This window comes from Baekduia sp. Peel2402 (assembly GCF_052567285.1).
In genome coordinates this window covers 2,148,547-2,169,985 of sequence record NZ_CP199582.1, presented here as the reverse complement: position 1 = coordinate 2,169,985, position 21,439 = coordinate 2,148,547, and the positions used below count along the sequence as shown (strand labels likewise).

General features: G+C 72.5%; 21 protein-coding genes. 4 read left to right on the top strand and 17 right to left on the bottom strand.

Translation table 11 applies throughout. The annotated features are described in order from the left end of the window. Positions 1 to 461: 461 nt before the first annotated feature. From ACT01A_RS10530 to ACT01A_RS10495, 8 genes are read right to left on the bottom strand one after another with little or no spacing between them, the layout of a single operon-like run. Positions 462 to 917 carry a hypothetical protein gene (locus ACT01A_RS10530; RefSeq protein ID WP_445152206.1) on the bottom strand — a complete coding sequence of 152 codons (456 nt, stop codon included), beginning with the start codon at positions 915 to 917 and terminating at the stop codon, positions 462 to 464. A gap of 2 nt (positions 918 to 919) precedes the next feature. After that, complete coding sequence (locus ACT01A_RS10525; RefSeq protein WP_445152205.1) at positions 920 to 2,392, bottom strand: RHS repeat-associated core domain-containing protein; 1,473 nt, start codon at positions 2,390 to 2,392, stop codon at positions 920 to 922. Continuing rightward, complete coding sequence (locus ACT01A_RS10520; RefSeq protein ID WP_445152204.1) at positions 2,392 to 2,985, bottom strand: glycosyltransferase family 2 protein; 594 nt, start codon at positions 2,983 to 2,985, stop codon at positions 2,392 to 2,394. The genes ACT01A_RS10525 and ACT01A_RS10520 overlap by 1 nt, the downstream gene beginning before the upstream one ends. Before the next feature lie 10 nt (positions 2,986 to 2,995). Beyond that, on the bottom strand, positions 2,996 to 4,678 hold the full coding sequence (locus ACT01A_RS10515; RefSeq protein WP_445152203.1) for a glycosyltransferase family 39 protein: 1,683 nt from the start codon (positions 4,676 to 4,678) through the stop codon (positions 2,996 to 2,998). 51 nt (positions 4,679 to 4,729) lie between these two features. Continuing rightward, positions 4,730 to 5,470, bottom strand: coding sequence for a hypothetical protein (locus tag ACT01A_RS10510; RefSeq protein ID WP_445152202.1), 741 nt, complete (start codon positions 5,468 to 5,470; stop codon positions 4,730 to 4,732). A 41-nt stretch (positions 5,471 to 5,511) separates the two neighbouring features. After that, the gene (locus ACT01A_RS10505) at positions 5,512 to 6,330 is read right to left on the bottom strand and encodes a COG4705 family protein (RefSeq protein WP_445152201.1); all 819 of its coding nucleotides are present in this window, start codon (positions 6,328 to 6,330) and stop codon (positions 5,512 to 5,514) included. A gap of 43 nt (positions 6,331 to 6,373) precedes the next feature. Then, the gene (locus tag ACT01A_RS10500; protein ID WP_445152200.1) at positions 6,374 to 7,693 is read right to left on the bottom strand and encodes a sensor histidine kinase; all 1,320 of its coding nucleotides are present in this window, start codon (positions 7,691 to 7,693) and stop codon (positions 6,374 to 6,376) included. Further along, positions 7,690 to 8,364, bottom strand: a complete 675-nt coding sequence (locus ACT01A_RS10495) for a response regulator transcription factor (RefSeq protein ID WP_445152199.1) — start codon at positions 8,362 to 8,364, stop codon at positions 7,690 to 7,692. Before ACT01A_RS10495 ends, ACT01A_RS10500 begins: the two co-directional genes overlap by 4 nt. Before the next feature lie 93 nt (positions 8,365 to 8,457). Between ACT01A_RS10495 and ACT01A_RS10490 the strand changes: the two genes are divergently transcribed. Then, positions 8,458 to 9,276 carry an undecaprenyl-diphosphate phosphatase gene (locus ACT01A_RS10490; RefSeq protein ID WP_445152198.1) on the top strand — a complete coding sequence of 273 codons (819 nt, stop codon included), beginning with the start codon at positions 8,458 to 8,460 and terminating at the stop codon, positions 9,274 to 9,276. Positions 9,277 to 9,330: 54 nt separating this feature from the next. Next, a complete protein-coding gene (locus ACT01A_RS10485) occupies positions 9,331 to 10,170 on the top strand; it encodes a COG4705 family protein (RefSeq protein WP_445152197.1) in 840 nt (279 codons plus the stop codon). Between the two features lie 11 nt (positions 10,171 to 10,181). Here the strand turns inward: ACT01A_RS10485 and ACT01A_RS10480 are convergent, their stop codons facing one another. From ACT01A_RS10480 to ACT01A_RS10440, 9 genes are all read right to left on the bottom strand, one after another. Then, positions 10,182 to 10,856 (bottom strand): response regulator, encoded by a 675-nt coding sequence (locus ACT01A_RS10480; RefSeq protein ID WP_445152196.1) that lies wholly within the window; start codon positions 10,854 to 10,856, stop codon positions 10,182 to 10,184. Next, entirely contained in the window at positions 10,853 to 12,049 is a 1,197-nt protein-coding gene (locus ACT01A_RS10475; RefSeq protein ID WP_445152195.1) for a sensor histidine kinase, read from the bottom strand. The genes ACT01A_RS10480 and ACT01A_RS10475 overlap by 4 nt, the downstream gene beginning before the upstream one ends. A gap of 26 nt (positions 12,050 to 12,075) precedes the next feature. After that, positions 12,076 to 12,912 (bottom strand): ABC transporter permease, encoded by an 837-nt coding sequence (locus ACT01A_RS10470; protein ID WP_445152194.1) that lies wholly within the window; start codon positions 12,910 to 12,912, stop codon positions 12,076 to 12,078. After that, on the bottom strand, positions 12,909 to 13,844 hold the full coding sequence (locus tag ACT01A_RS10465) for an ABC transporter ATP-binding protein (protein ID WP_445152193.1): 936 nt from the start codon (positions 13,842 to 13,844) through the stop codon (positions 12,909 to 12,911). The genes ACT01A_RS10470 and ACT01A_RS10465 overlap by 4 nt, the downstream gene beginning before the upstream one ends. A 174-nt stretch (positions 13,845 to 14,018) precedes the next feature. Beyond that, positions 14,019 to 14,699 (bottom strand): polysaccharide deacetylase family protein, encoded by a 681-nt coding sequence (locus ACT01A_RS10460; RefSeq protein WP_445152192.1) that lies wholly within the window; start codon positions 14,697 to 14,699, stop codon positions 14,019 to 14,021. Between the two features lie 137 nt (positions 14,700 to 14,836). Then, positions 14,837 to 17,488, bottom strand: a complete 2,652-nt coding sequence (locus ACT01A_RS10455; protein WP_445152191.1) for an FtsX-like permease family protein — start codon at positions 17,486 to 17,488, stop codon at positions 14,837 to 14,839. After that, complete coding sequence (locus ACT01A_RS10450) at positions 17,476 to 18,156, bottom strand: ABC transporter ATP-binding protein (RefSeq protein ID WP_445152190.1); 681 nt, start codon at positions 18,154 to 18,156, stop codon at positions 17,476 to 17,478. Before ACT01A_RS10450 ends, ACT01A_RS10455 begins: the two co-directional genes overlap by 13 nt. After that, positions 18,153 to 18,824 carry an ABC transporter ATP-binding protein gene (locus ACT01A_RS10445; protein WP_445152189.1) on the bottom strand — a complete coding sequence of 224 codons (672 nt, stop codon included), beginning with the start codon at positions 18,822 to 18,824 and terminating at the stop codon, positions 18,153 to 18,155. Before ACT01A_RS10445 ends, ACT01A_RS10450 begins: the two co-directional genes overlap by 4 nt. Continuing rightward, complete coding sequence (locus tag ACT01A_RS10440) at positions 18,821 to 19,381, bottom strand: hypothetical protein (RefSeq protein WP_445152188.1); 561 nt, start codon at positions 19,379 to 19,381, stop codon at positions 18,821 to 18,823. The genes ACT01A_RS10445 and ACT01A_RS10440 overlap by 4 nt, the downstream gene beginning before the upstream one ends. A gap of 102 nt (positions 19,382 to 19,483) precedes the next feature. Here ACT01A_RS10440 and ACT01A_RS10435 point away from each other — a divergent pair, with 102 nt between their 5' ends. Beyond that, a complete protein-coding gene (locus ACT01A_RS10435; protein WP_445152187.1) occupies positions 19,484 to 20,170 on the top strand; it encodes a response regulator transcription factor in 687 nt (228 codons plus the stop codon). Beyond that, on the top strand, positions 20,167 to 21,435 hold the full coding sequence (locus ACT01A_RS10430; RefSeq protein WP_445152186.1) for a HAMP domain-containing sensor histidine kinase: 1,269 nt from the start codon (positions 20,167 to 20,169) through the stop codon (positions 21,433 to 21,435). The genes ACT01A_RS10435 and ACT01A_RS10430 overlap by 4 nt, the downstream gene beginning before the upstream one ends. The last annotated feature ends 4 nt before the right edge of the window (positions 21,436 to 21,439 follow it).

The window sequence follows — 21,439 nt, the reverse complement described above, 5'->3', positions numbered from 1 at the left end:
GATCAACTGCCGGACACTCGAGTCGGTGGGGCAACAATTGGGCAACGCGCCCCACGAATCCCAGCGAAGTTCGCGCAACTCGCAAAACGCCCGAAACCGCTCATTTCTGAGGCCTTCGCTAGCGCCAGTAAGCGCAAACTAACTCACTAATACGCCCCATAACCTGAGAGTCGAGAACCCGACGGTCACGGTTAGCTCCCGTTGGGGATCTTCGTCTGGCCATTCGGTGAAGTCCGAGCGATGCCAGGAGTTTCGTGCAGGAAGCGCCGGGGAGTCGCAAACGGTGTGCTGGATTGGCTCTGCGCTTGAAACCGCACGAGGAGACGGTCGACGACCTCGGCGGCCCATCGCGAGCATATCGGCGCCCTAGCTCCGAAGGGGCCGCTTCGGAGCGCTATGCCGGCGGTCGGGAGTTCGAGTCCCCTGGCTCTAGGCGTTTGGTCGGCGTAGGGGCGGAGGTCTTAGCCCCAGTACGGCAGTGAAGCGAGACGATCGACCCCGACGGCCCGCGCGGTCGGGAACACGACCCGGGCGCGCGCGATCATGGGGGGCGGGCCGCCGATCAGCCAGAACGAGCTGTCGACGATCGCGAGCAGGTGGGTCGCCCGCCCGGCGTTGTCGGCGATGGTCGCGTCGCGCGAGGGGTCCTTCGCTCCGCCGAGGAAGATCCCGTCGATGACCTGCGAGACCCCGCGCGCGAAGGCGTCGAGCTCGGGGTAGGTGAGTGCGACGCCGTGCTCGGAGTCGCGGACGCGCTCGGGCAGGTCCGGCTCGGGGCCGAGGTCGTCGCCGGGGACGACCTCGCCGAGGTCCAGGACCAGCCACGGCACCTCACGCAGGTCGGGCTCGAGCGCCCGCAGCACGTCCGCCAGGCTCGGCCCGCCGGGCGCGTTCAATTGGATCTCGATGAGCTCCATGGCTAGGGAACTATGACCGTGGTGATGGTGACCTTCACGTCGACGGGGATGTCGTCGGACGCGGCCATCAGCTCGTCCATGGGATCATCGGGATCCGGTGGCCGGGACCCTTGCCGCTCCCACTTCCCGTCAACTTTTTCCAGTTCTATCGCTGGGTCGACGCTGACGAACTGGGCGGCGGCGGGGTCGTAGTAGCGCGCGCGGGGGTAGATCAGCCCGGACTCGTTGTCCGCGTATTCGCCCGCGAACTGGATCTGCGCGGAGACCGTGCCCGTGTGCGTCACGCTGCCGCCGTAGGCGTCGTAGTTGTACGTACCGACGTTGGTTCCGGTCGTGCTCGTCAGCAGGCGGGTGCTGCCGATCTGGTCGTGATGGACGTAGGTCACGGTGCCGCTGCTGGTGATCTGCTCCAGCAGGTGGCCGTCGTGTCCGTAGATGTAGTTGTTGGTGCCGTCCGACAGCAATGCCGGGGCGGGTCCTGGACGGCGTCCCAGGTGAACGACGTCTTCGTCCCGGAGATCATCTTGGACATCCGCAGGCCGCCATCGTTGTAGACGTAGGTCGCGGAGCCGTTGTAGGAGGTGAGCTCGTTGGCCTCGTTGTAGGCGTACGTCGTCGTAGGCCAGCGACGACGACCTACGGCGGGTCATGTTGCCGTCGGCGTCGTAGGTGTAGGCCGTGGGCGCGCTCGTCGCGCCCGAGGTGACGAGCTGCTCGCGACTGTTGTAGGTGTTGGTCTGCGCCGGGTCGGTGATCCCGGTGGTCGTGGCCGTGGCGACGTAATCCATGCCGTCGCGGGTGTAGGCGAAGTTCGCCAGTGTGGTCGCGACCTTGACGCTCGTGAGCCGGTTGAGGCTGTCCCAAGTCAGCGTCGTCGTGCCGCTCGCATCCTTGTAGGACGTTCGCTGATGGTCAGCGTCGTAGACGACGTTCGACGTGCCGGTCGTGAGGCCGTCGGCCCAGTTGCTCGACGGCAGCCCGCCCGCGCGGTCATAGGTGAGCGTCTCGCACCCGGTATACGGCGACGTCGAGCACGAGCCGCCGGGAAGCACCTTCTGGACCAGCTCGCCCATCGGATCGTAGATCGAGCTCGTGACGCGCCCCAGCGGATCCGTCGCGGCCGTCAAGTGGCCGAGCGGGTCATAGGAGCAATTGGTCGTCTTCCCACGCTCGTTGGTGTACGCCTTGAGCGTGCCGTCACCGTAGTACTCGTCCTTGGAGAAGGTGTCGTCGTGCGTGGTCTTGATCAACCCGTCGGATGGGTCATAGGCGTACGTCGTCTTGCGGTTGCTGCCGTCGATCTCGTACTGGTCAAGGACCTCAACACGCTCTTCGCGCATGCCGATCTGGTCGAGGACCCGCTGGTCGCCTACCCCAACGCCTCGGAGGCGCTCTTCCTCGGCGCGCTGGTCGTGGCGTTCGCGCTGGTCGGCGCGTCGATCCTCGCGGTGACCCGTGTCGCGATGGGCATCCACTACCCGAGCGACGTCTTGGCCGGCGCGCCCGCCTCCCGGCCGCGCAGCACCAGCTCGGCGCTGATGGCCGCGCCGTCGGAGCGCAGGTCGAGGTCCTGCACGACGCGGCGGCGGACGAGCTTGAAGGCGCAGTCGACGTCGAGCACGCGCAGGCCGAGCGTCAGGGTGACGAGACGGTTCCAGGTCCAGCCGGCGGCGCGGCGGGCGAGCGGGTCCTGGCGCGCGATCCGCCAGCCCAGGACGAGGTCGGCGTCGTGGGCGGCAGACGCCAGGTGGCCGAGCTGCTGCAGGTCGAACTGGTGGTCGGCGTCGGTGATCAGGATCCACGGCATCCGGGCCGCGGCCAGCCCTGAGCGCAGCGCAGCGCCGTAGCCGCGGTTCTCGCCGTGGCGGACGAGCACGACGTCGGAGCGGTCGAGGCGCTCGACCAGCGGTGCGGTGCTGTCGGTGCTGCCGTCGTCGACCACGACGATCTCGTGGCGGACGGCGAAGCGCTCGGCGGCCGCGGTCGCGTCGTCGATCGCGCCCAGGATGTTGCCGGCCTCGTCGTGGGCGGGCAGGACGACGGTGAGGCCGGGCAGCAGCTCGCTCAACGGCCGTTGGTCACGGCGTAGCGCGGACGCGCAGGAGGATCCGCTCCGCGCCCAGCCCGGCGGCGGACGAGACGTCCGTGCCGTGCGCGATCGCCCAGCGCACGGACGGCGCGCACGCCGGGGCCTTCGCGCCGTCGCACTTCAGCGAGTCGAGCAGGACGTAGCGCACGTCGCCGGCCCGGACCAGCGCGGCGAGGCGCTCGGGCGGCGTGAACGGCCGGCCGAACCAGCTTGTGAGGACGACGATCGGGCGGCCGTCGCGCGCGACGAGCGGCGCTCCGACGATGGTGTCGGCGGTGGCGACCTCGTACCGCGCGCCGTGTTGGTGGCCTTGGAGGTAGCGGCTCAGCGCGGCGACCTCGGCCGGCGGGAAGGCGCCGAGCGTCTGGGAGTCCTCGACGCCCGCGCGGGCGAGGTGGGCGCTGGTGGCCAGCGGCCAGGCCAGGACCGCGGTGGTGAGGGCGCCGAGCAGGAGCGACGCGACGGGCGCGGGCCAGCGTTGGCGGCGCGCGACCGTGGTGATCGCGACGACGGCGCCGATCCCCAACCCCGCCGCGACCGCGGGCGTGAACGCCTCGAAGTAGCGCAGGCGCGGGCGGCCTTGGATGCTGAAGAAGGCGTAGCCGCACAGCAGCCAGGCAGCGATCCCGGCGCCGACGCCGGCGCGTGTCCGGTCCAGGACGATCGGCGCGCGGGCCGCCCAGCGCGGTCCGATCGCCAGTCCGAAAGCCAAGAACGACAACATCAGGGCTCCGAGCAGCTCGATGCCGAGCATCCGCAGGTAGCGGTCTGGCGGGCGCGCCGAGAAGAGACGCAGCGGGCCAGGAGGCGGGAGGGTGGCGGAGAACGAGCCCGGCGTCGGTGGGCCGAGACGGCTGATGCCGTTGTACACCAGGATGACGTTCGCGATCGTGCCGTCGCTGGAGCCGGCCGGCCACGGGTGCGGGCCGGGCGCGATGGCAGCGGCGACCGGCCACGCCGCGGCGACGGCCACGAAGGCGATCGCCGCGCGGCGCAGGGTCCGCGGTCGGTCGTGGATGGCGGGATGTAGGGCGTACCAGGCCGCGGCGGCGATCGCGGGGAGCCCGACGACCATCTCGAACAGCTTGACCTCGAAGGCCAGGCCGGCGACCGCGCCGGCGGTCGCCACCGCCGCGGGCTTCCTACGGTCCGGCGCCGCGGCGATCAGCCAGACCGCGACGAGCAGCAGCGTGCTCATCAACGTGTCCATGGTGTCCGACCGCCCGGTGAGGACCGAGACGGGGAGGACGGCGAGCGCCAGCGCTGAGATTAGCGCCGCGCGGTGGCCGAAGCCGCGCCGAACCAGGTCGTACAGCAACGGCACCGCGGCCACGCCCGCGAGGGCTTGCGGCAGTCGCAGCGCGGTCGAGCTGAACCCCAATGCCTTGGTCGACGCGACTTGGAGCCAGAGGTCGATCGGCGGCTTGTCGATCGAGATCGTGCCTCCGGGCTCCAGCGCGCCGAAGAAGAGGTTGTGCCACGACAGGCCCATCGAACGGACGGCCTGGTCGTACCACGGGTTGGGCGGCACGCGGCCGAACGCCCACAACCGCAGCCACGCGTCCAGGAGGCACGCGGCCGCGAGGCCGGCCATCCAGGCCCACCGCGGCAGACCGGCCCGGTCGCCCCGCACGAGCGCGGGCCGATCTGCCGATGCGGTGGACGTTGCCATCGCCAGCGATGATCGGATGCCGCGGCTGAACGGCTCCTGAACGGCGGGCGCTCAGGTGGCGTCGTCGCGGTTCGGCGCGCCGGTGAGCGCGTCGATCGCCCGGTGGCGCCAGCGCGCGAGGCGGCGGTGCTCGGAGAAGCGCACGCGGGCACGGGCGAGGCGGTCGGGCGAGTAGCGCCGGCGCGCCCAGGGCGAGTTGGGCTGGGCGAGGCGGAAGGCGCCGACCAGCGCGAAGACCGGGACGAAGAGCCCGAGGACGCCGAGCAGGATCCGGCCCTTCATGAAGCACAACAGCGCCAGCGCGAGCACGCCCACGACGACCACGACGGTGCCGGTGACCGTGCCGGGGTCGTCGAGGCCGAACGGCGTCGTCCCGACGACGACCAGCGCGGCGAACGCGACCGCGATGACGGTGGCGTCGATCGAGCGCCGGCCTTCGTCCTCCCAGTAGACGTCCTCCAGGTGGACCCAGAGCGCGAACTCGTCCATGGTGAACCCCGCGCCGACGCCGAAGCCGACCGCGGTCAGGTGCGCGAACGCGGTGCCGGGCGTCGCGGCGAACGCCAGGAAGCCCGACAGCATCATCAGGCAGATGCCCCACACGAGGTGGTGGATGTGGACCTCGCCGCTGCGCACCGAGCCCGGCCACCATGAGACGCTGCGGCTCAGGCGCGCGCTGGTGCGGATCGTCAGGAACGAGATCACGAACGCGAGCAGCACGAGGAACGCCGCGGCCGACCCCTGTCGGGAGCGGTCGCCGAACGGATCGACGCTGAAGAGGGCCGCAAGCACTCCTGACAGGGAAGCAGGTCAGGACGCGCGGTCCGGCAGCATCAGGCTGGTGCGTCGGCTGCCACCCGCTCCGGCGGGGTCTGGTCTTTCTTGGTCACGGTCAGGAACGCCACCAGCGCCAGGATGCAGGCGAGGAAGATGTAGGACGTGCCGGTGGTGCCGAGGCCCAGGCCGCCGTACTTGTGGCTGTTCTGGGACATCTCGTCGCCGATCGAGGCGCCGAGCGGGCGGGTCAGGATGTAGGCCATCCAGAACGCGAGGACCGCGTTGAGGTTGAGCACGTAGTGGGCGAAGGTGACGACGGCGATGGCGCCGGCGAAGATCGCGATCGAGACGGCGTAGCCGAGGTCGGCCTTCTCGGCGAGCAGGTCGCCGGCGGCGGTGCCCAGCGCGAAGGTGAAGAGGATCGCCAGCCAGTAGAACGCTTCGCGGCGGGTGGTGATGATCGAGTGGATCGACAGCGTGCGCTCGACGGCGTACCAGATGGCGAAGACGGCGGCGAGGATGATCGAGAAGACGATCGTGCTCGTCAGCAGCGGCACGTTCTTGGCGTCGGTGAGGTTGTCGGTGATCAGCGTGCCGAAGACGCTGATGACGACCACGACCGACCAGTAGACGAGCGGCACGTAGCGCTTGAGCTGAAACTGGGCCACCAGCAGCACGGCGAGCATCGCGCCGGTGACGTAGGTGGTGTTGGTCAGCCCGAAGCCGAGGTTGTCGTTGAGGTAGTCGGCGGCGGTCTCGCCGACGGTGGTGCACATGATCTTGATGACCCAGAAGAAGAGCGTGACCTCTGGGACCTTGTTGAACATCTTGCGCCCCAGGGATGGAACGGCGTCCGCGTGGCTGGTGCTGGTCATGGTGCCTACTGTGCGGCAGGCAACCTTGCGATGACCTGACTGCTCAGCGCGGGTGGACGGACCGCACCGCCGGCAGCTCCAAGACGAAGCTGCCGCCCGGCCCGTCGCCGAGGACGACGTCGCCGCCGCACGAGCGTGCCAGGCGGCGAGCCAGTGGCAAGCCGAGGCCTGCCCCCGCGGACGTCTCGTCGGGGCCGCGCACGCCGGGGTCGAAGGCCCGTTCGCCCAAACCCGGAGCAAGTCCGGGACCGTCATCGCGAACGGTGATCCGGACGCGGCCGTCATCGGCCGACAGCTCCAGGGTGACCTGCTCGCGCGCGTGCCGGAGGGCGTTGGCCACGAGCGGCGCGAGCGCGCGGCGAAGGACGTCGGGCTCGCCTTCGGCCAGTGGCAGGTCGCCGCCCGTCAGATCGACGACATCAACCTGCTCCACTTCGTGCGCGAGCAGCGTGAGGTCGACCGCGCCTTCGGCGGGATCGAGCTCGCGTCGTGCGACGGCGAGCAGCGTGTCGACGGTCTGGGTCAGGCGACCCGACTGCGTGACGACCGAGCGCAGGGCGTCGTCCTTCTCGGTGATCTCCTCGACCCCGAGCGCCAGCTCCGCCCGGCCGCGCATCCCGGCGATCGGCGTGCGCAGCTCGTGGGCCATCTCGGCGGCGAAGCGCTGCTCGTGGCGTCGCGACGCCGCGATGCGGTCCAGGAGGCCGTCGAGCGTCGCGGCCAGGCCGGTCAGCTCGTCGTGCGGAGGGCCGAGGTCGAAGCGCCGGTCGAGGTCGTGCGCGCCCCAGTCCTCGGCGCGCGACGTCATCTGCGCGACGGGCTCCAGCGCGCGGTTGATCGCCGTGCGCAGGGCGACGCCGCCGGCGAGCAGCACGAGCGCGGCGATGACCAGCGAGCCGAGCAGGACCTCCTTCTGGAGGTTCTCCAGCGGCGCGGTCGAGAGCGCGACGACGACCGCGCCGACCGGCTGGGCGCGTCCGGGCGCGGTGATCGGGACGACGCGCAGGCGGATGTCGCTCTCGCCGCCCGCATCGTGATCCCCGAACGCTCGCGCGCGGCCGAGCGCGACGGCCTTCCGGTCCAGCGCGGGCGACACGTTGGTGGCGCGTTCGACCACCCGGTCGCCCTCGAGCACCCAGCCGTGATGGTCGAGCGCTTCGTCGTTGGGGGCCTCGCGGACGGTCACGCCCGAGGGCGTGACCGCCAGGGTCGCGAGCTGGGCCTGGGCGTTGACGCGCAGCTCGTTGGCGACTTCGGCGCTGACGCGGTGGTCGAGCAGGACGTTGCCGGCGACGACCAGCGCGCCCAGGCCGACGGCCAGGGTGACGAGCGACGTGAGCAGGAGGCGCGCGCTGAAGCTCATCGCAGCTCGTAGCCGACGCCGCGCAGCGTGTGGATGGCCTCGCTCGCGCCGGCCTGGCGCAGCTTGCGGCGGATGCGGGCCAGGTAGGCGTCGAGCGTGTTGTCGTGCACGATCGCGCCGTCGGGCCAGCCGGCGGCGACGAGCGCGCCCCTGCGCACGACCTTGCCCGGCTGCGCGGCGAGCGCCGCCAGCAGCCGGAACTCGGTCGGGGTCAGCGCGACGCGGTCGTCGCCCTTAGTGATGGCGTGGGTGGCCGGGTCCAAGCTGAGACCGCCGGACGGGCCCGGCGCGGCCGGGGTGAGCACCCGGCGCTGAAGGGCCTGGACGCGCACGAGCAGCTCGGCGAGCGCAAAGGGCTTGGTGAGGTAGTCGTCGCCGCCGGCGTGGAAGCCGCTGAGGCGGTCGCTGAGCGCGTCGCGGGCGGTCAGGAACAGGACCGGAGCGGTGACGCCGCCGGCTCGCAGCGCCTGGCAGACGTCGCGGCCGTCGGCGTCCGGGAGGCCGACGTCGAGGATCAAGACGTCCGGCGGGTAGTCGGCGAACGCGCTGACCGCTTCGGTTCCCGTCCTCGTCGCGCGGACCGTGTAGCCCTCCCGCTCGAGCGCCTCGCGCAGGATGCCGCGCAGCTCGTCGTCGTCCTCGCAGATGCCCGCGGTGCCGGTGAGCGCCATGCTGGCGACCATAGGGCCAGCGTCGGGCCGGATGGGGCTCGGCGGACCGCCGGTCAGGTATCTGTCAGGTCCGAGCCCCTAGGTTTCGGGCCAATGGATCTCTGGCAGGCAATCGTCCTGGGCATCGTCGAGGGCCTCACCGAGTTCCTCCCGGTGTCCTCGACCGGGCATCTGACGATCACCGAGAAGCTCCTCGGGCTTCCGATCGACGACGACTCGATCACCGCGTTCACCGCCGTCATCCAGATGGGGGCGATCCTCGCCGTCCTGCTGTACTTCTTCAAGGACATCGTCGGGCTGCTGCGTGCGGGCTACGCCGGCGTGCGCGATCCGCGAGCACGCGGCAACCACGAGTGGCGGCTGGCCTGCGCGGTCGTCGTCGGCTCGGTCCCGATCGGGATCGTCGGCTTCGCGCTCAAGGACGTCATCACCGGCCCGCTGCGCAGCCTCTGGGTGGTGGGCTTCGCGCTGATCCTGTGGTCGGGCGTCATGGTCTATGCCGAGCGCCAGGCGACCGCCGACCGCCATGAGGGCGACGTCACCCTCCGCGACGCGGTCATGATCGGCCTGACGCAGTGCGTCGCGCTGATCCCGGGCGTCTCGCGCTCGGGCGCGACGATCTCCGCCGGCCTCCTGCGCGGGATCGACCGCGTCACCGCGACGCGGCTGTCGTTCTTCCTGTCGATCCCCGCGCTAACCGCGGCGGGGCTCTACGAGCTCAAGGACGCGCTCAACGGCGGCGTCGGCCTCGGCCCGACGCTCGTCGGGACGGCCATCTCGTTCATCGTGGCCTACGCGTCCGTCGCGTGGCTGCTGCGCTTCGTCGCCCACCACTCGATCGCGGCGTTCGTGCCGTACCGCGTCGCGCTCGGCGTGGTGGTGCTGGTGGTCATCGCGATCTCCGGCGCCTGAGCGGCACGACGCTGTTCAGGTTGATTTCAGGAGCTCTTCCTAGCCTTCAGCCGCATGCGCAAAGGCACGGAGCCGCTGGCGGCCAAAGTCCCGGAGATCACGATCCTGTTCTGGGTGTTGAAGATCCTGACGACCGGGATGGGCGAAGCGATGTCGGACTTCATGGGACAGCACAGCGTCCCGATCGCCGGGTTCGTCGGCATCTTCGGGACCGCGCTGGCGTTCCGGCTGCAGTACCGGCGCCGCGAGTACCACGCGCCGACCTACTGGTTCACGGTCATGATGGTGGCCATCTTCGGAACGATGGTCGCCGACGGGATCAAGGACGGCCTCGGCCTCTCCTACGCGATCACCACGCCGTTCTTCGCCGCCCTGGTCGCGATCGTGTTCTGGCGCTGGCAGCGCAGCGAGGGCACGCTGGACATCCACACGATCACCACGCGCCGGCGCGAGACGTTCTACTGGTGCGCCGTCCTGGCGACCTTCGCGCTGGGCACCGCCGCCGGCGACCTGACCGCGATCACGCTCAACTGGGGCTTCCTGCCGTCGGCGGTCCTGTTCTTCGGGATCATCGCGGTGCCGATGCTCGGCTGGTGGCGCTTCGGCCTCAACCCGGTCGTCGCGTTCTGGGCGGCCTACGTCGTGACGCGCCCGCTCGGCGCGTCGTTCGCCGACTGGTTCAGCAAGCCGCACGCCAACACGGGGCTCGGCCTGGGCGACGGCACCGTCAGCGCGATCGAGTTGGTGGTGTTCATCGCCCTGGTCACATACACGGCGATCCGCAAGGACGACATCCAAGGTGGCGACGGCGGTGGCGGGCTGCCGCCCCGTCCGCGGAGCGAGCACCGCGAGCACCGTCAGGGCGTCCTGCGCCCGCAGCCGGCGGAGGGCTAGCGGCGGCGCGGTCAGGACGCGGGCGAGATGAGCCCGTGTTCGTAGGCGAAGACGACGATCTGCACGCGGTCGCGGAGCTCGAGCTTGGCGAGCAGGCGGCCGACGTGCGTTTTGACGGTGGCCTCGGAGAGGACGAGCTCCTGGGCGATCTCGGCGTTGGAGAGCCCGCGCGCGACGGCGATCAGGACCTCGCGCTCGCGCGGCGTGACCTCGTCGAGCTGCGGGTCCGGCGCCGGCGCGGCCCGCCCGGGGTCCGGGAGCTGGTGGGCGACGCTCGCCAGCAGGCGCCGGGTCGTGCTCGGCGCGACCACCGAGTCGCCGCTGGCGACGGCGCGGATGGCCGAGAGCAGGTCCGCGGGCTGGGCGTCCTTGAGCAGGAAGCCGCTGGCGCCCGCGCGCAGCGCGGCGTAGGCGTACTCGTCGAGGTCGAAGGTCGTGAGGATGATCACGCGCGAGCGCCCGCCGCGCTCGACGAGCTGGCGCGTGGTCTCGACGCCGTCCATGCCGGGCATGCGCACGTCCATGAGGACGACGTCGGGCTGGAGGCGCTGGACGACCTCGAGGGCCTCCTCGCCGTCGCCGGCCTCGCCGACGAGCTCGAGGTCGGGCTGTGCCTCGAGGACCATCCGGAAGCCCATGCGCAGTAGCTCTTGGTCGTCGACGAGGACGATCGAGGTGCGGCTCATGCGTGTGCTGCGATGGTCGGGCTCGGACGGCCGGCGAAGGTGAGCGTCGTGGCGGTGCGCCAGCCCGCGCCGTCCGGACGCGGGCCGGAGGCGACCATGCCGTCGTAGACCGCGGCGCGTTCGCGCATGCCGCGCAGCCCGCCGCCCTCGTCGGCGGCCGCCACGGCGCTGGCGGGTCCGCCGTCGTCCACGATTTCGACCCCTACATCATGAGCGCCGAAGGTGAGCGTGACCTGTGCGCCGGCGTCGGGTCCGGCGTGCTTGAGCGTGTTCGTCAGAGCCTCCTGGACGATCCGGTAGACCGCGAGCTGCAGGCCGGCGGGGATCGCCTCGGATGGCGTGCCGCTGACCTCGTAGCGAACGGGAAGGCCGGTCCCGCGCACCTGCTCGACGAGCGTGTCGATCGCGTCGAGGCCGGGCTGCGGTGAGAGGTCCTGGGCGGCGGTGTCCTCGCGCAGGACGCCGAGCAGGCGGCGCATCTCGTTGAGCGCCTGGCGGCCCGTGCGCGACGCGCGCTGCATCGCGTCCTGCGCGCGGTCGGGCGCGTCGCGGACCGCGTAGGCGGCGCCGTCGGCCAGAGCGATCATGACCGAGAGGTTGTGGGCGACGATGTCGTGCATCTCGCGCGCGATCCGTGCGCGCTCGGCGCCGGCGGCGAGTTGGCCCTGTTGGTCGCGCTCGCGCTCGAGCCGGACCGCGCGCTCCTCGAGCGAAGCCAGCAGGGCGCGGCGGTTGCGGACGTTGACGCCCATCACGCCCGCCGCGGTGGCGAAGGCCGAGAGGGCCACGAACGCGTTGAGCTCGGTGTCCTCGCCGCCCCAGCGAAGGGCAGCGAGCACGACGCCGACCTCCAGCACGAGCGCGGCGAGCACGGTCGTCCGGATGGGCTGGGTGACGGCGACGGTGTAGAACGCGACGAGCAGGGCGCAGTCGCCGAAGGCCCGGACGTCGGCCAGCCACTGGCCGAAGGCGATCGTCGCGATCGCCGCGAAGGTCGGGACCGGCCAACGGCGCCGTGCCAGCAGCGGCAGGGCGAGGATGAGCGACCACATCGCGCCCGGCAGGACGTGGGAGTCGTGCGGGCCGCGCAGCGACAGCAGGACGATGCCCGCGATCAGCGCCACGTCGATGAGCCAGGGCGCCCGCGAGCCGAGGGCTCGCAGGCGGGCCGGCACGTCATCCAGCCTGCTCATCACCGCGTCCACGGTACGGGCCGCGGTCAGGCGTCGCGGCCCAGGAGCCCGACCATCGCGGCCCCGACGGCCAGCGCGGCGTACCCGCAGAACACCGCGAACCCGCCCCAGGGCGAGAGGTGATGGGAGTCCTCGAACACGCTCGTGGCGACGGTGAAGCCGGCGTTCAGCGGCAGGTAGGGGTTGATCGAGTCGCCGACGGTGTGCGGCAGGATCGCGGTGATGCCCGGCAGGACGAAGAGCAGGAACACGAAGAACGCGATGCCGCCCGCGGTGTTGCGGATCAGCGCGCCGATGCCGGTGGCCAGCACGCCAAGGACGGTCAGGAACAGCGCGGTGCCGACCACGACGCGCAGGGCGGTGGGGTCGCCGATGGCGTGCTGGACGTGGTGCTGGGTCGACAGCGCCTGTACGACGAAGAACGACACGACGCTCGACACGAGCATGAGCACGAACGTGACCGACGAGAAGACGGCGATCTTGGCCCACAGCACGGGCAGGCGCTTGGGCACGGCCATGAAGCTCGACCGGATCATCCCGGTGGAGTACTCCGAGGAGATGATCATGACGCCGAGGACGCCGATGGCCAGCTGCGCGAGGTGGTAGCCGCCGACGCCGGTGTCGATCGAGTTGTAGGTCTCGCGGTCGTGCGGGCTGAGGTGCGTCCAGCGGTTCATCTGGACGGCGGCGACGAGGATCCCGAGCGCGCCCTGGGCGACGACGGCCGCAAGCAGCGACCAGCGCGTGGAGCGCAGGCTCCACAGCTTGGTCCACTCCGACCGGATGACGTTGGCTTGGGTCACGCGCCCGCGCTCGCGCGCGCGAGGGGCCGGTGCGTGGTCGGTGGCGATCGCGGTGCTCATGCGGCGTGCTCCAGGTCGGCGTGGGCTTCGGTGGCGCGGTACTCGACGCTGTCGCCCGTGAGGGCCATGTAGGCGTCCTCGAGCGACGCCTTCTGCGGGGTGAGCTCGTGGAGGACCACGCCCTGCGTCGCGGCGATCTCGCCGATGCGCTCGCTCTCGAGGCCATGCACCTCGAGGACGTCGCGCTCGGTGCTGGTGACGGTCGCTCCGTCGGCGACCAGGCCGGCCCGCATGCGCGCCGCCTCGGGGGTGCGGACGCGCACGGCCGCGTGCTGGGAGGCTTGCGCGACGATCTCGGCGACGCTCGTGTCGGCGATCAGCCGGCCGCGGCCGACGACGATGACGTGCTCGGCCGTCAGCGCGATCTCGCTCATCAGGTGCGAGCTGAGGAACACGGTGGCGCCGTCGGCGGCCAGGCGCTTGAGGAGGTTGCGGATCCAGAGGATGCCTTCGGGGTCCAGGCCGTTGGCGGGCTCGTCGAGGATCACCGTGCTGGGGTCGCCGAGCAGCGCGGACGCGATGCCGAGGCGCTGGCCCATGCCCAGCGAGAAGCCGCCGGCCCGCTTGCGCGCCACCGACTGCAGCCCGACCATGTCGATGACCTCGTCGACCCGGCGGCGCCCGATCCCGTGCGTCTGGGCCATGGCCAGCAGGTGGTTGTAGGCGCTGCGGCCGGTGTGGATCGCCCGGGCCTCGAGCATCGCGCCGATCTCGTGCAGCGGCGCTTCGAGCTGGTTGTAGGCCTTGCCGTTGACGGTGACGCGACCGGAGGTCGGCGCGTCGAGCCCGAGGATCATGCGCATGGTGGTCGACTTGCCCGCGCCGTTGGGGCCGAGGAAGCCGGTGACGACGCCGGGCTGGACGGTGAACGTGAGGTCGTCGACGGCGAGACGTTCGCCGTAGCGCTTGCTGAGGTGCTGGGCGTCGATCATGGACGACATGCTCCTGGAGACGGTGAGCGTTCACCATCGGTCGTGGGGATGGACTTGCGGGTCGGCGTGTACGGGTCAGGTACCACCGGGGTCAGCCTCAGGTCGCATGCGCGGGTCGCGCACCTCGCTGCCGAACGACCGCTCAAGGCCGTCGAGGCGGGACGCTGGTTGGCATCAGCGGATCGTCCGGAACTCGAGCCCGGCCGCCCGGACGTCGCCGATGATCGCGGGGAGGGCCACGAGGGTGCGATGCCAGGCGCGCGGGACCGAGTAGCGATCCGCGTCGTGGAGCATGAGGATCTCGCCGCCGGCGAGGTCGCGCGTGAGATCATCGGCGATCGTGACGGGTGAGGCGGTGGCGCGCGAGTCGTGTCCCCAACGCGTCCACAGGATGGGCTCCCAGCCGTGTTCGGCGGCGAGCGACAGCGCCGCGGCGCTGAGCACGCCGTAGGGCGGGCGATAGAGGCGGGGCAGGACGCCGGTTGCCGTGGCGATGGCGTCTTCGGCACGGCGCAGGTCGTCCCGCAGCGTCCACGGCGAGACGCGCAGGACGTTGCGGTGCCGGTCGCCCTTGACGCCGATCTCGTGACCGGCGGCGACGACGTCGGAGGCGACCGACGGGTGGTCGCGCACCTGCTCGCCCGTGACGAAGAAGGTGGCGACGACGGCCATCTCCTCCAGCACGCGCAGGATCTGGGGCGTCCCTCGCGGGTCGGGGCCGTCATCGAACGTCAACGCCACCCCGCAGGGGTCGTCGATGCGATCCCGGACGCCAAGGCGCGGGCGCAGGCTGGGCGCGACCGCGCACAGCGCCGGCAGCGGGTGCGTCAGGACGCTGAGCGACAACCCGGTCATCGGTGTCGCAGGCCGCGATAGGCCAGGACGACGAGGAGGGCGAGGAGCAGGCCGACCGGATCGAGATGGTGGATCGACATCGTCACCGCATGGTGCGGCTCGGAGCATGACTCGCGCCTGAACGCGAGCGGCCGCCGTCAGAGGTCACGGAGCTGCTCGATCGCCGGTCGCCGGAGCGCGCGCAGGGTGAGCGCGCCTGCCGCTCCCACCGCCGCCAGCGTCAGCGCGACCAGCGCGACGAGGTAGCCCCACGGCACCGACAGGACGTCGGGCGGTGGGTCGAAGACGCCGGTGAGGACCTTGACCAGCATGTCGGAGATGCCGGCGGCGATCGCCGTTCCCAGCACCAGGCCAGCACCGGCGACGAACAGCGACTCGCCCCAGACGAAGCCGCCGAGCTGACGCCGCCGCGCCCCCAGCGCGGTCGCGATCGCGAACGTCCGGCGACGCTCCTGGAACCCGACGCCGAGCACGAGCCCGGAGGCGGCGACGGCGAGGACGAGCGCGAAGGCGAGCTCGAGCCTCGTCAGGCCCGAGAGCTCGACGGCCGTCAGGTTGGACCCGACGACCTTGCGCTCGTCGTCGATGTTGGTGACCTTGGCGGTGGTGCCGAGCTGCTGCTGGAGGCTGCGCCCCACGGCCGCCGGCGAGCGGCCCCCCGTCTGGACGAGGAACGCGCCGACCGCGTCGCTTCCCGTCGTCCTTGCGACGTAGGACGCGTTGGCCACGAAGAACGAGTCCTTAGGCGCGGTCGGGAACTCCTTGGCGACGCCGACGTAGTGGAACGCGATCGTCTTGTAGGCCTTGGTCCGGCCGTCCTGGAGGCGCAGGTTGAGGCGGTCGCCGGGTTGGAGCTGGAAGTCGTGCACGGTCTCGGCCGAGACCAGCACACCGTCAGGCCGGGCCGCCAACTCGTCCATGAGTGTGGTCGCCGTCCCGCCGGCAAACCATCCGTTCTGCAGCTTGCCGGCGGCGCCGATCGATCCTGGTCGCACGCCGTAGAGGTCCTGGAGGTCGGCACCGACGTAGGCGAATCGATGCTGCAGGGGCTCGACGCTCTTGACCCCCGCGACGCGCTCGAGGCGCGCGGCGCCGCCCGGGGCGACAGCGACGCTCGGCGACTCCGTGACGGTGACGTCGGCGCCGTTGGACAGCCGCGCGTCGGCCTCGGCCTGCGCGTTGTAGGTGGTGTTGAACACGGCGGTCGAGCCCGCGAAGGCGCCGGTCAGCGCCACGAGCGTCACGGCCTTGGCCAGCAGGCTGCGCTGGCGCCCCATCGTCGCGCCGACGGTCGGCGCCAGCTCGCCCGCGACGGGATGCAGCAGGGCACGCACCAGGCGGCGGCCGCGCGAGAGCATCAGGTCGGCCAGGCGGTAGGCGAGCAGGCCGCCGCCGATCCAGGCCAGGACCGGCGCGAGCAAGGCGTACCAGTTGACCGAGACCTGTGGGATCCCCTCGGGGACGAGGACCAGGTTGTAGCCGTTCTTCGACGCCTGCCAGAACACGAGCGCCGAGGCGATCAAGGCGATGATGTCGAGGCCGAGCCGCGCCCACAGCGGCGCGCGGTCGCGCCGGCCGATCTGCGCACGCTGCCCGGCGACGGTCAGCGACCGCGCGTCACGCCACGCCGGCAGGGCGATTGCGCCACCGGCGATGACCAGGCCGGCGACCGCCGCGCCGCCGGCCCACAGCACGGCCGAGAGCGTGGACGCGCCGAAGCTGGCGGTGCCGAACGACGACGCGCCGATGGCCAGCGCGGTGCCCAGGCCGAGGATCGCGCCGACGACGCCGGCCAGGGCCGTCTCGGCCAGCGCGAGGCCGACCAGGCGCCGGGTCGACGCGCCGCGGGTGCGCAGCAGCGCGGCGTCGCGCCGTCGCCGGTCCGCGCCCGCCGCCGCGATCGACGCGGTGACGAGGCCGGCGAGGATCGCGCCCGGGACGCCGAGGAAGAGGAACAGCAGCTCCGCGTACAGCGCGTCCTGGCGGGCGGAGTCAAGCGTCGTGCCGAGGTTGTCCCCGACGAGCCCGCCGCCGGTCAGCCGCGTCTCGAGGTTGCGGGCCGACCCCGTGACCGAGGTGTAGGCCTTGCTCGGGCTGCGCGGTAGCGTGTGGGAGAGGCGCGCGTGGATCTGCGTCGTGATCGGGACGTTGCCGTGCGCGATCCGGTCCATCGTGCGCTGGGGCAGGAGCACGACGTTGTCGGGCGGCGCCTGCGGCTGGGCGCCCGCCGGTGCTCCGACCTTCTGGAACAGCGAGTCGATGGCCGGCAGGTCGACGATCCCGTCGACCTTCAGCCTGCTCTCGCGGCCTCGGCCGAGGCCGACCGTGACGGCGTCGCCGGGCTGGGCGTGGAGGTTGGCGGCGGTTTGCTGGTAGAGCAGGACGCCGGTCCCGCGGCCCGCGAGGACGCGCAGCTGGCCGGGGAACGCCTGGGCGTAGCCGTCGGGGAGCCCGAGCAGCCGGCCGGGCCCGGTCTGCTGGGTCGCCCCGTCGACCGTGGCCTGGAGCCCCGAGGTGGGGGCGAAGCTCACCGGCAGCGCGCGTTGGACTCCGTGTTGAGTGCGGACCTTCGCGAGCACGGCGCCGGCGCTCGTGCCCGGCTGGGCCTCGACCTGCCAGTCGACTGGGAGCTGCTGTGCGGCGCGCTGGGTCATCTTCGCGGTGGTCGCCGACAGGAACGTCCCGATCGAGGCGAGTAGCGCAACGCCGACACCGACGCCGAGCGCGGTCGCCAGCAGACGGCCGGCGCGATGGGCGATGAGCCCACGCAGCCAGGTCAGCGCGACCACGACGCCTCCTCCGCGACCAGCCGGCCGCCGTGCAGCTGCCACACGTCGGGCAGGCGCTCGGCGACGGTCGGGTCGTGCGTGCTGACGACGAGCCCCGCGCCCGCGCGGTCGGCGGCGGCGAGCAGCACATCGACGACGCCAGCACCCGCGACGCGGTCGAGCTGGCCGGTCGGCTCGTCGGCGAGGATGAGCCGCGGCCGGCCGGCCAGGGCCCGTGCGGCGGCGGCGCGCTGGGCCTGGCCGCCCGAGATCTCCTCGGGCAGCTTGTCGGCGACGTCGTCGAGGTCGACCAAGGACAAGGCCTCGAGCGCGGTGGCGTGAGCGTCGGCGTCGGTCGCGCCGGCGAGCACGAGCGGCAGCGCGACGTTCTCGGCGACGGTCAACGGCGGCAGCAGGCTGGGGCCCTGGAAGATCACGGCCACGGGGCCAGGGCGCAGCGCGTCGCGGGCGCCGATCGCGGGCCAGCTGACGGTGCCCAGCGAGGGCTCGTCGAGGCCGGCGAGCAGGTGCAGCAGCGTCGTCTTGCCCGACCCGGACGGACCGACGAGCGCCAGCCGCGCGCCCGGGGCCACCGCGCAGTCGGTGGGCTGCAGCGCGACGGTCGCCGTCGGTCCGGACCCATAGGTCCGCGCGGCGCCCTCGCAGCGAGCTAGGAGCTCGTCGCTCAAGCCGCCACCCGCCCGTCGCGGAGCCGGACCTCGCGGTGGGCCAGCGCCGCGACCTCGGGGCTGTGCGTGACGACGACGACCGCGGCGCCCTCCGCCGCCTGGCGGTGCAGGAGGTCGACCACACGGCGGGCCGTGGCCTCGTCCAGCTCGCCGGTCGGCTCGTCGGCGAGCACCACACGCGGGCCGTTGGCGAGCGCCACGGCCAGGCCGGCGCGCGCCAGCTCGCCCCCGGAGAGCTGCGCCGGCCGGGCGTGGGCGCGCTCGGCGATGCCGCAGCGGTCCAGGAGCTCGGCCCGCGACGGGAGGTCGGTCTCGGGGCGTGGTGCCAGGCGGCGCGCCAGCCGGAGGTTGTCGTCGACCGACAGGTGCCCGACGAGGTTGGCCTGCTGGAAGAGCATGCCGACGCGCCGCGCGCGTACGCTCGCCCGCTCCTCCTCCGGCCGGCGCGACAGGCGCTCGCCGTCGATGCGCACGACGCCGCCGTCGGGCTCGTCGAGGCCGGCGAGGCAGGCCAGCAGCGTGGACTTGCCCGAGCCCGACGGGCCGGTGACCGCGACGACCTCGCCCGCGACGACGGTCAGCGACACGCCGCGCAACGCGAGCGTCTCGTCGTCGCCGGCGTGGAAGAACCGGTACAGGTCGGTCGCCTCCAGCGCGGCGGCGGTCATGGCGACCACCGCAGGGAGTCGGTGACGATCCGCCACGGGTCGACGTTGTCGGCGCCCTTGGGCCCGCTGAGCGTCAGGACCGCCGTCCTGCCGCCCTTGGTGAACACATAGCGCTCGACGGCGTCGGTGACGCGCTTGCCGGTCACCGGGTCCGGCACCGACCTCATCATGTAGGTCAGCTTCTGCGCGGTGCCCGCGGTGCGGTGCACGCTGCTCGCCTTGCCGGCGCGCCGCGCCGGCGGCCTGCTCTCGAGCCGGATGCTGTTGAGCTTGTCGGTGAAGACGACGGCGCCGTCCGGCTGCGTCCGCGACCAGCCCTCGGGGACCTTGACGCTGAAGCCGGCGCCGGGTGGCGCGTAGCGGACGAAGGCCTGGTTGTCGGGGATGTCGCCCGGAGGCGACACCTCCGGGGCCGCCGCCTTGGCCGGCGTGGTCGCGGCCGTGCCGGCGTGCGACGACGTCGCGGTCGCCGACGAGCCGCCGCCACAGCCGGCGATCGGCACGACGATGGTCGCGAGCAGCAGCGCGAGCGTTGTTGGGGGCGTTGAGCGAGGCACGGCCGGGACCGTAGGCGGGGCCGGTCAACGCGCGGCCACGGCCAGGTCAACGCCAGGTCAAACCTCGGCGACGGCGTCGGCCGGCCACGTACGCTGCGGGGCATGGACGGCCCGGGCATCCTGCTCGTGGAGGACGACGAGGCCATCGCCTCGGGGCTCGTCCGCGTCTTCGAGGCCCAGGGGCACCGGATCCGGCGCCTGGCCCGCGGCGGTCCGGCGCCGGCCGCGGTGACCGAGGACATCAAGTTGGTCGTCCTCGACCTGGGGTTGCCCGACGTCGACGGGATCGACGTGTGCCGGCGCCTGCGCCGCGCGCACCCGGACCTGGCGATCCTGATCCTCTCGGCGCGCGATCAGGAGCTCGACGTCGTCGCCGGCCTGGACGCCGGCGCCGACGACTACCTCGTCAAGCCGTTCCGGCTGTCGGAGCTGCTGGCGCGCGTGCGCGCGCACCTGCGCCGGGCGGCCACCGCCGAGCCCGCCGACGGCGCGGTCCACGAGACGCTGCGCGCCAACGGCGTGACCGTCGACCTCGCCGCGCGACGCGCCTGGCGCGGCGACGACGAGCTCGATCTGCGGCCCAAGGAGCTCGACCTCCTCGTCCTGCTCGTCGCCGAGGCGGGACGGGCGGTGACGCGTGATCGCATCATGCGCGAGGTGTGGGACACCGAGTGGCTGGGGTCGACCAAGACGCTGGACACGCACGTGCTGACGCTGCGCCACAAGCTCGGGGCCGAGGCGATCACGACGCTGCGCGGCGTCGGCTACCGCTTCGAGGACAGCCCGTGAGACGGCGCCTCGTGCTGGCGATCGCCGGCGTGGCGACGGCGTCGATCGTCGTGCTGGCGCTGCCGCTCGCCCTCGTCCTCCAGACCAGCCATCGCGACGAGGAGCTGCTGCGGCTCGCCCGCGACACGGTTGCCGCGACGCGGATGATCGACCTGAGCACGACCCCGGCCGACGATCCGGTCGAGCTGCCGCCCGTCGGCGCGCGGCTGGCCGTCTACGGCGTGTCCGGGCGACGAGCCGCCGGCGCCGGTCCGGCGCGCGCGCCCGCCGACGTCCGGGCCGTCCTGCGCTCCGGCCGGCCGGTGCAGCACGCCGGCGACGGGCAGCTCGTCGCGGTGGCCCCGTTGTACCGGGGGGAACGCGTCGCGGGCGCGGTCCGGGCTCAGCGCGACGACGGCCGCGCAGCGCGAGAGACGCGCCATGCGTGGCTGCTGCTCGGCGCGGCGGCGTTGGCGATCGTCCTGCTGGCGGTGCTCGCCGCCGTGATCCTGGGCCGCCGCCTGGCCGCGCCGCTGGAGCGGCTGGCGGCCGCCGCGCGCCGGCTCGGCGATGGCGACTTCTCGGTGCGGTCGCCGCGCAGCGGCATCGCCGAGGTCGACGCCGTCGGCGGCGCGCTGGACACGACCGCTGAGCGTCTCGACACGCTCGTGACCCGAGAGCGGTCGTTCACCGCCGACGCGTCGCACCAGCTCCGCACGCCGCTGCAGGCGCTGCGCATCGAGCTGGAGGCGATGGAGCTGGGCGGCGCCGACGCACCGGAGCTGCCCCGAGCGATCGGCCAGGTCGATCGGCTGCAGGGCACGATCGACACGCTGCTGACGGTCGCGCGCGACGCCGTCGTCCCGGACGCGCAGACCGTGCTGGCGCCCGTGCTCGACGCGGTGGCCGCGCGCTGGACCGGGCCGCTCGCGCGCGACGGCCGCCCGCTGCGCGTGGCCGTGCCGGCCGACGTGCCGACGGTCAACGCGTCCGCCGCCGTGCTGGACGAGATCCTCGACGTCCTCGTCGACAACGCGCACCGCCACGGAGCCGGCCCGGTCACCGTGACGGCGCGCGAGCTCGAGGGATGGGTCGCGATCGAGGTGGGCGACGACGGCCCCGGGCTGGGCGAGGATCCGGACGCGCGCTTCGTGCGGCGCACCGAAGGCGAGCACCACGGCATCGGCCTGGCACTTGCGCGCTCGCTGGCGCACGCCGAGGGTGGTCGCCTCACCGCGCGGGCGGGCCAGCGACCGGTGGTGACGCTGACCCTGCGGGCGGCCTGAGCGC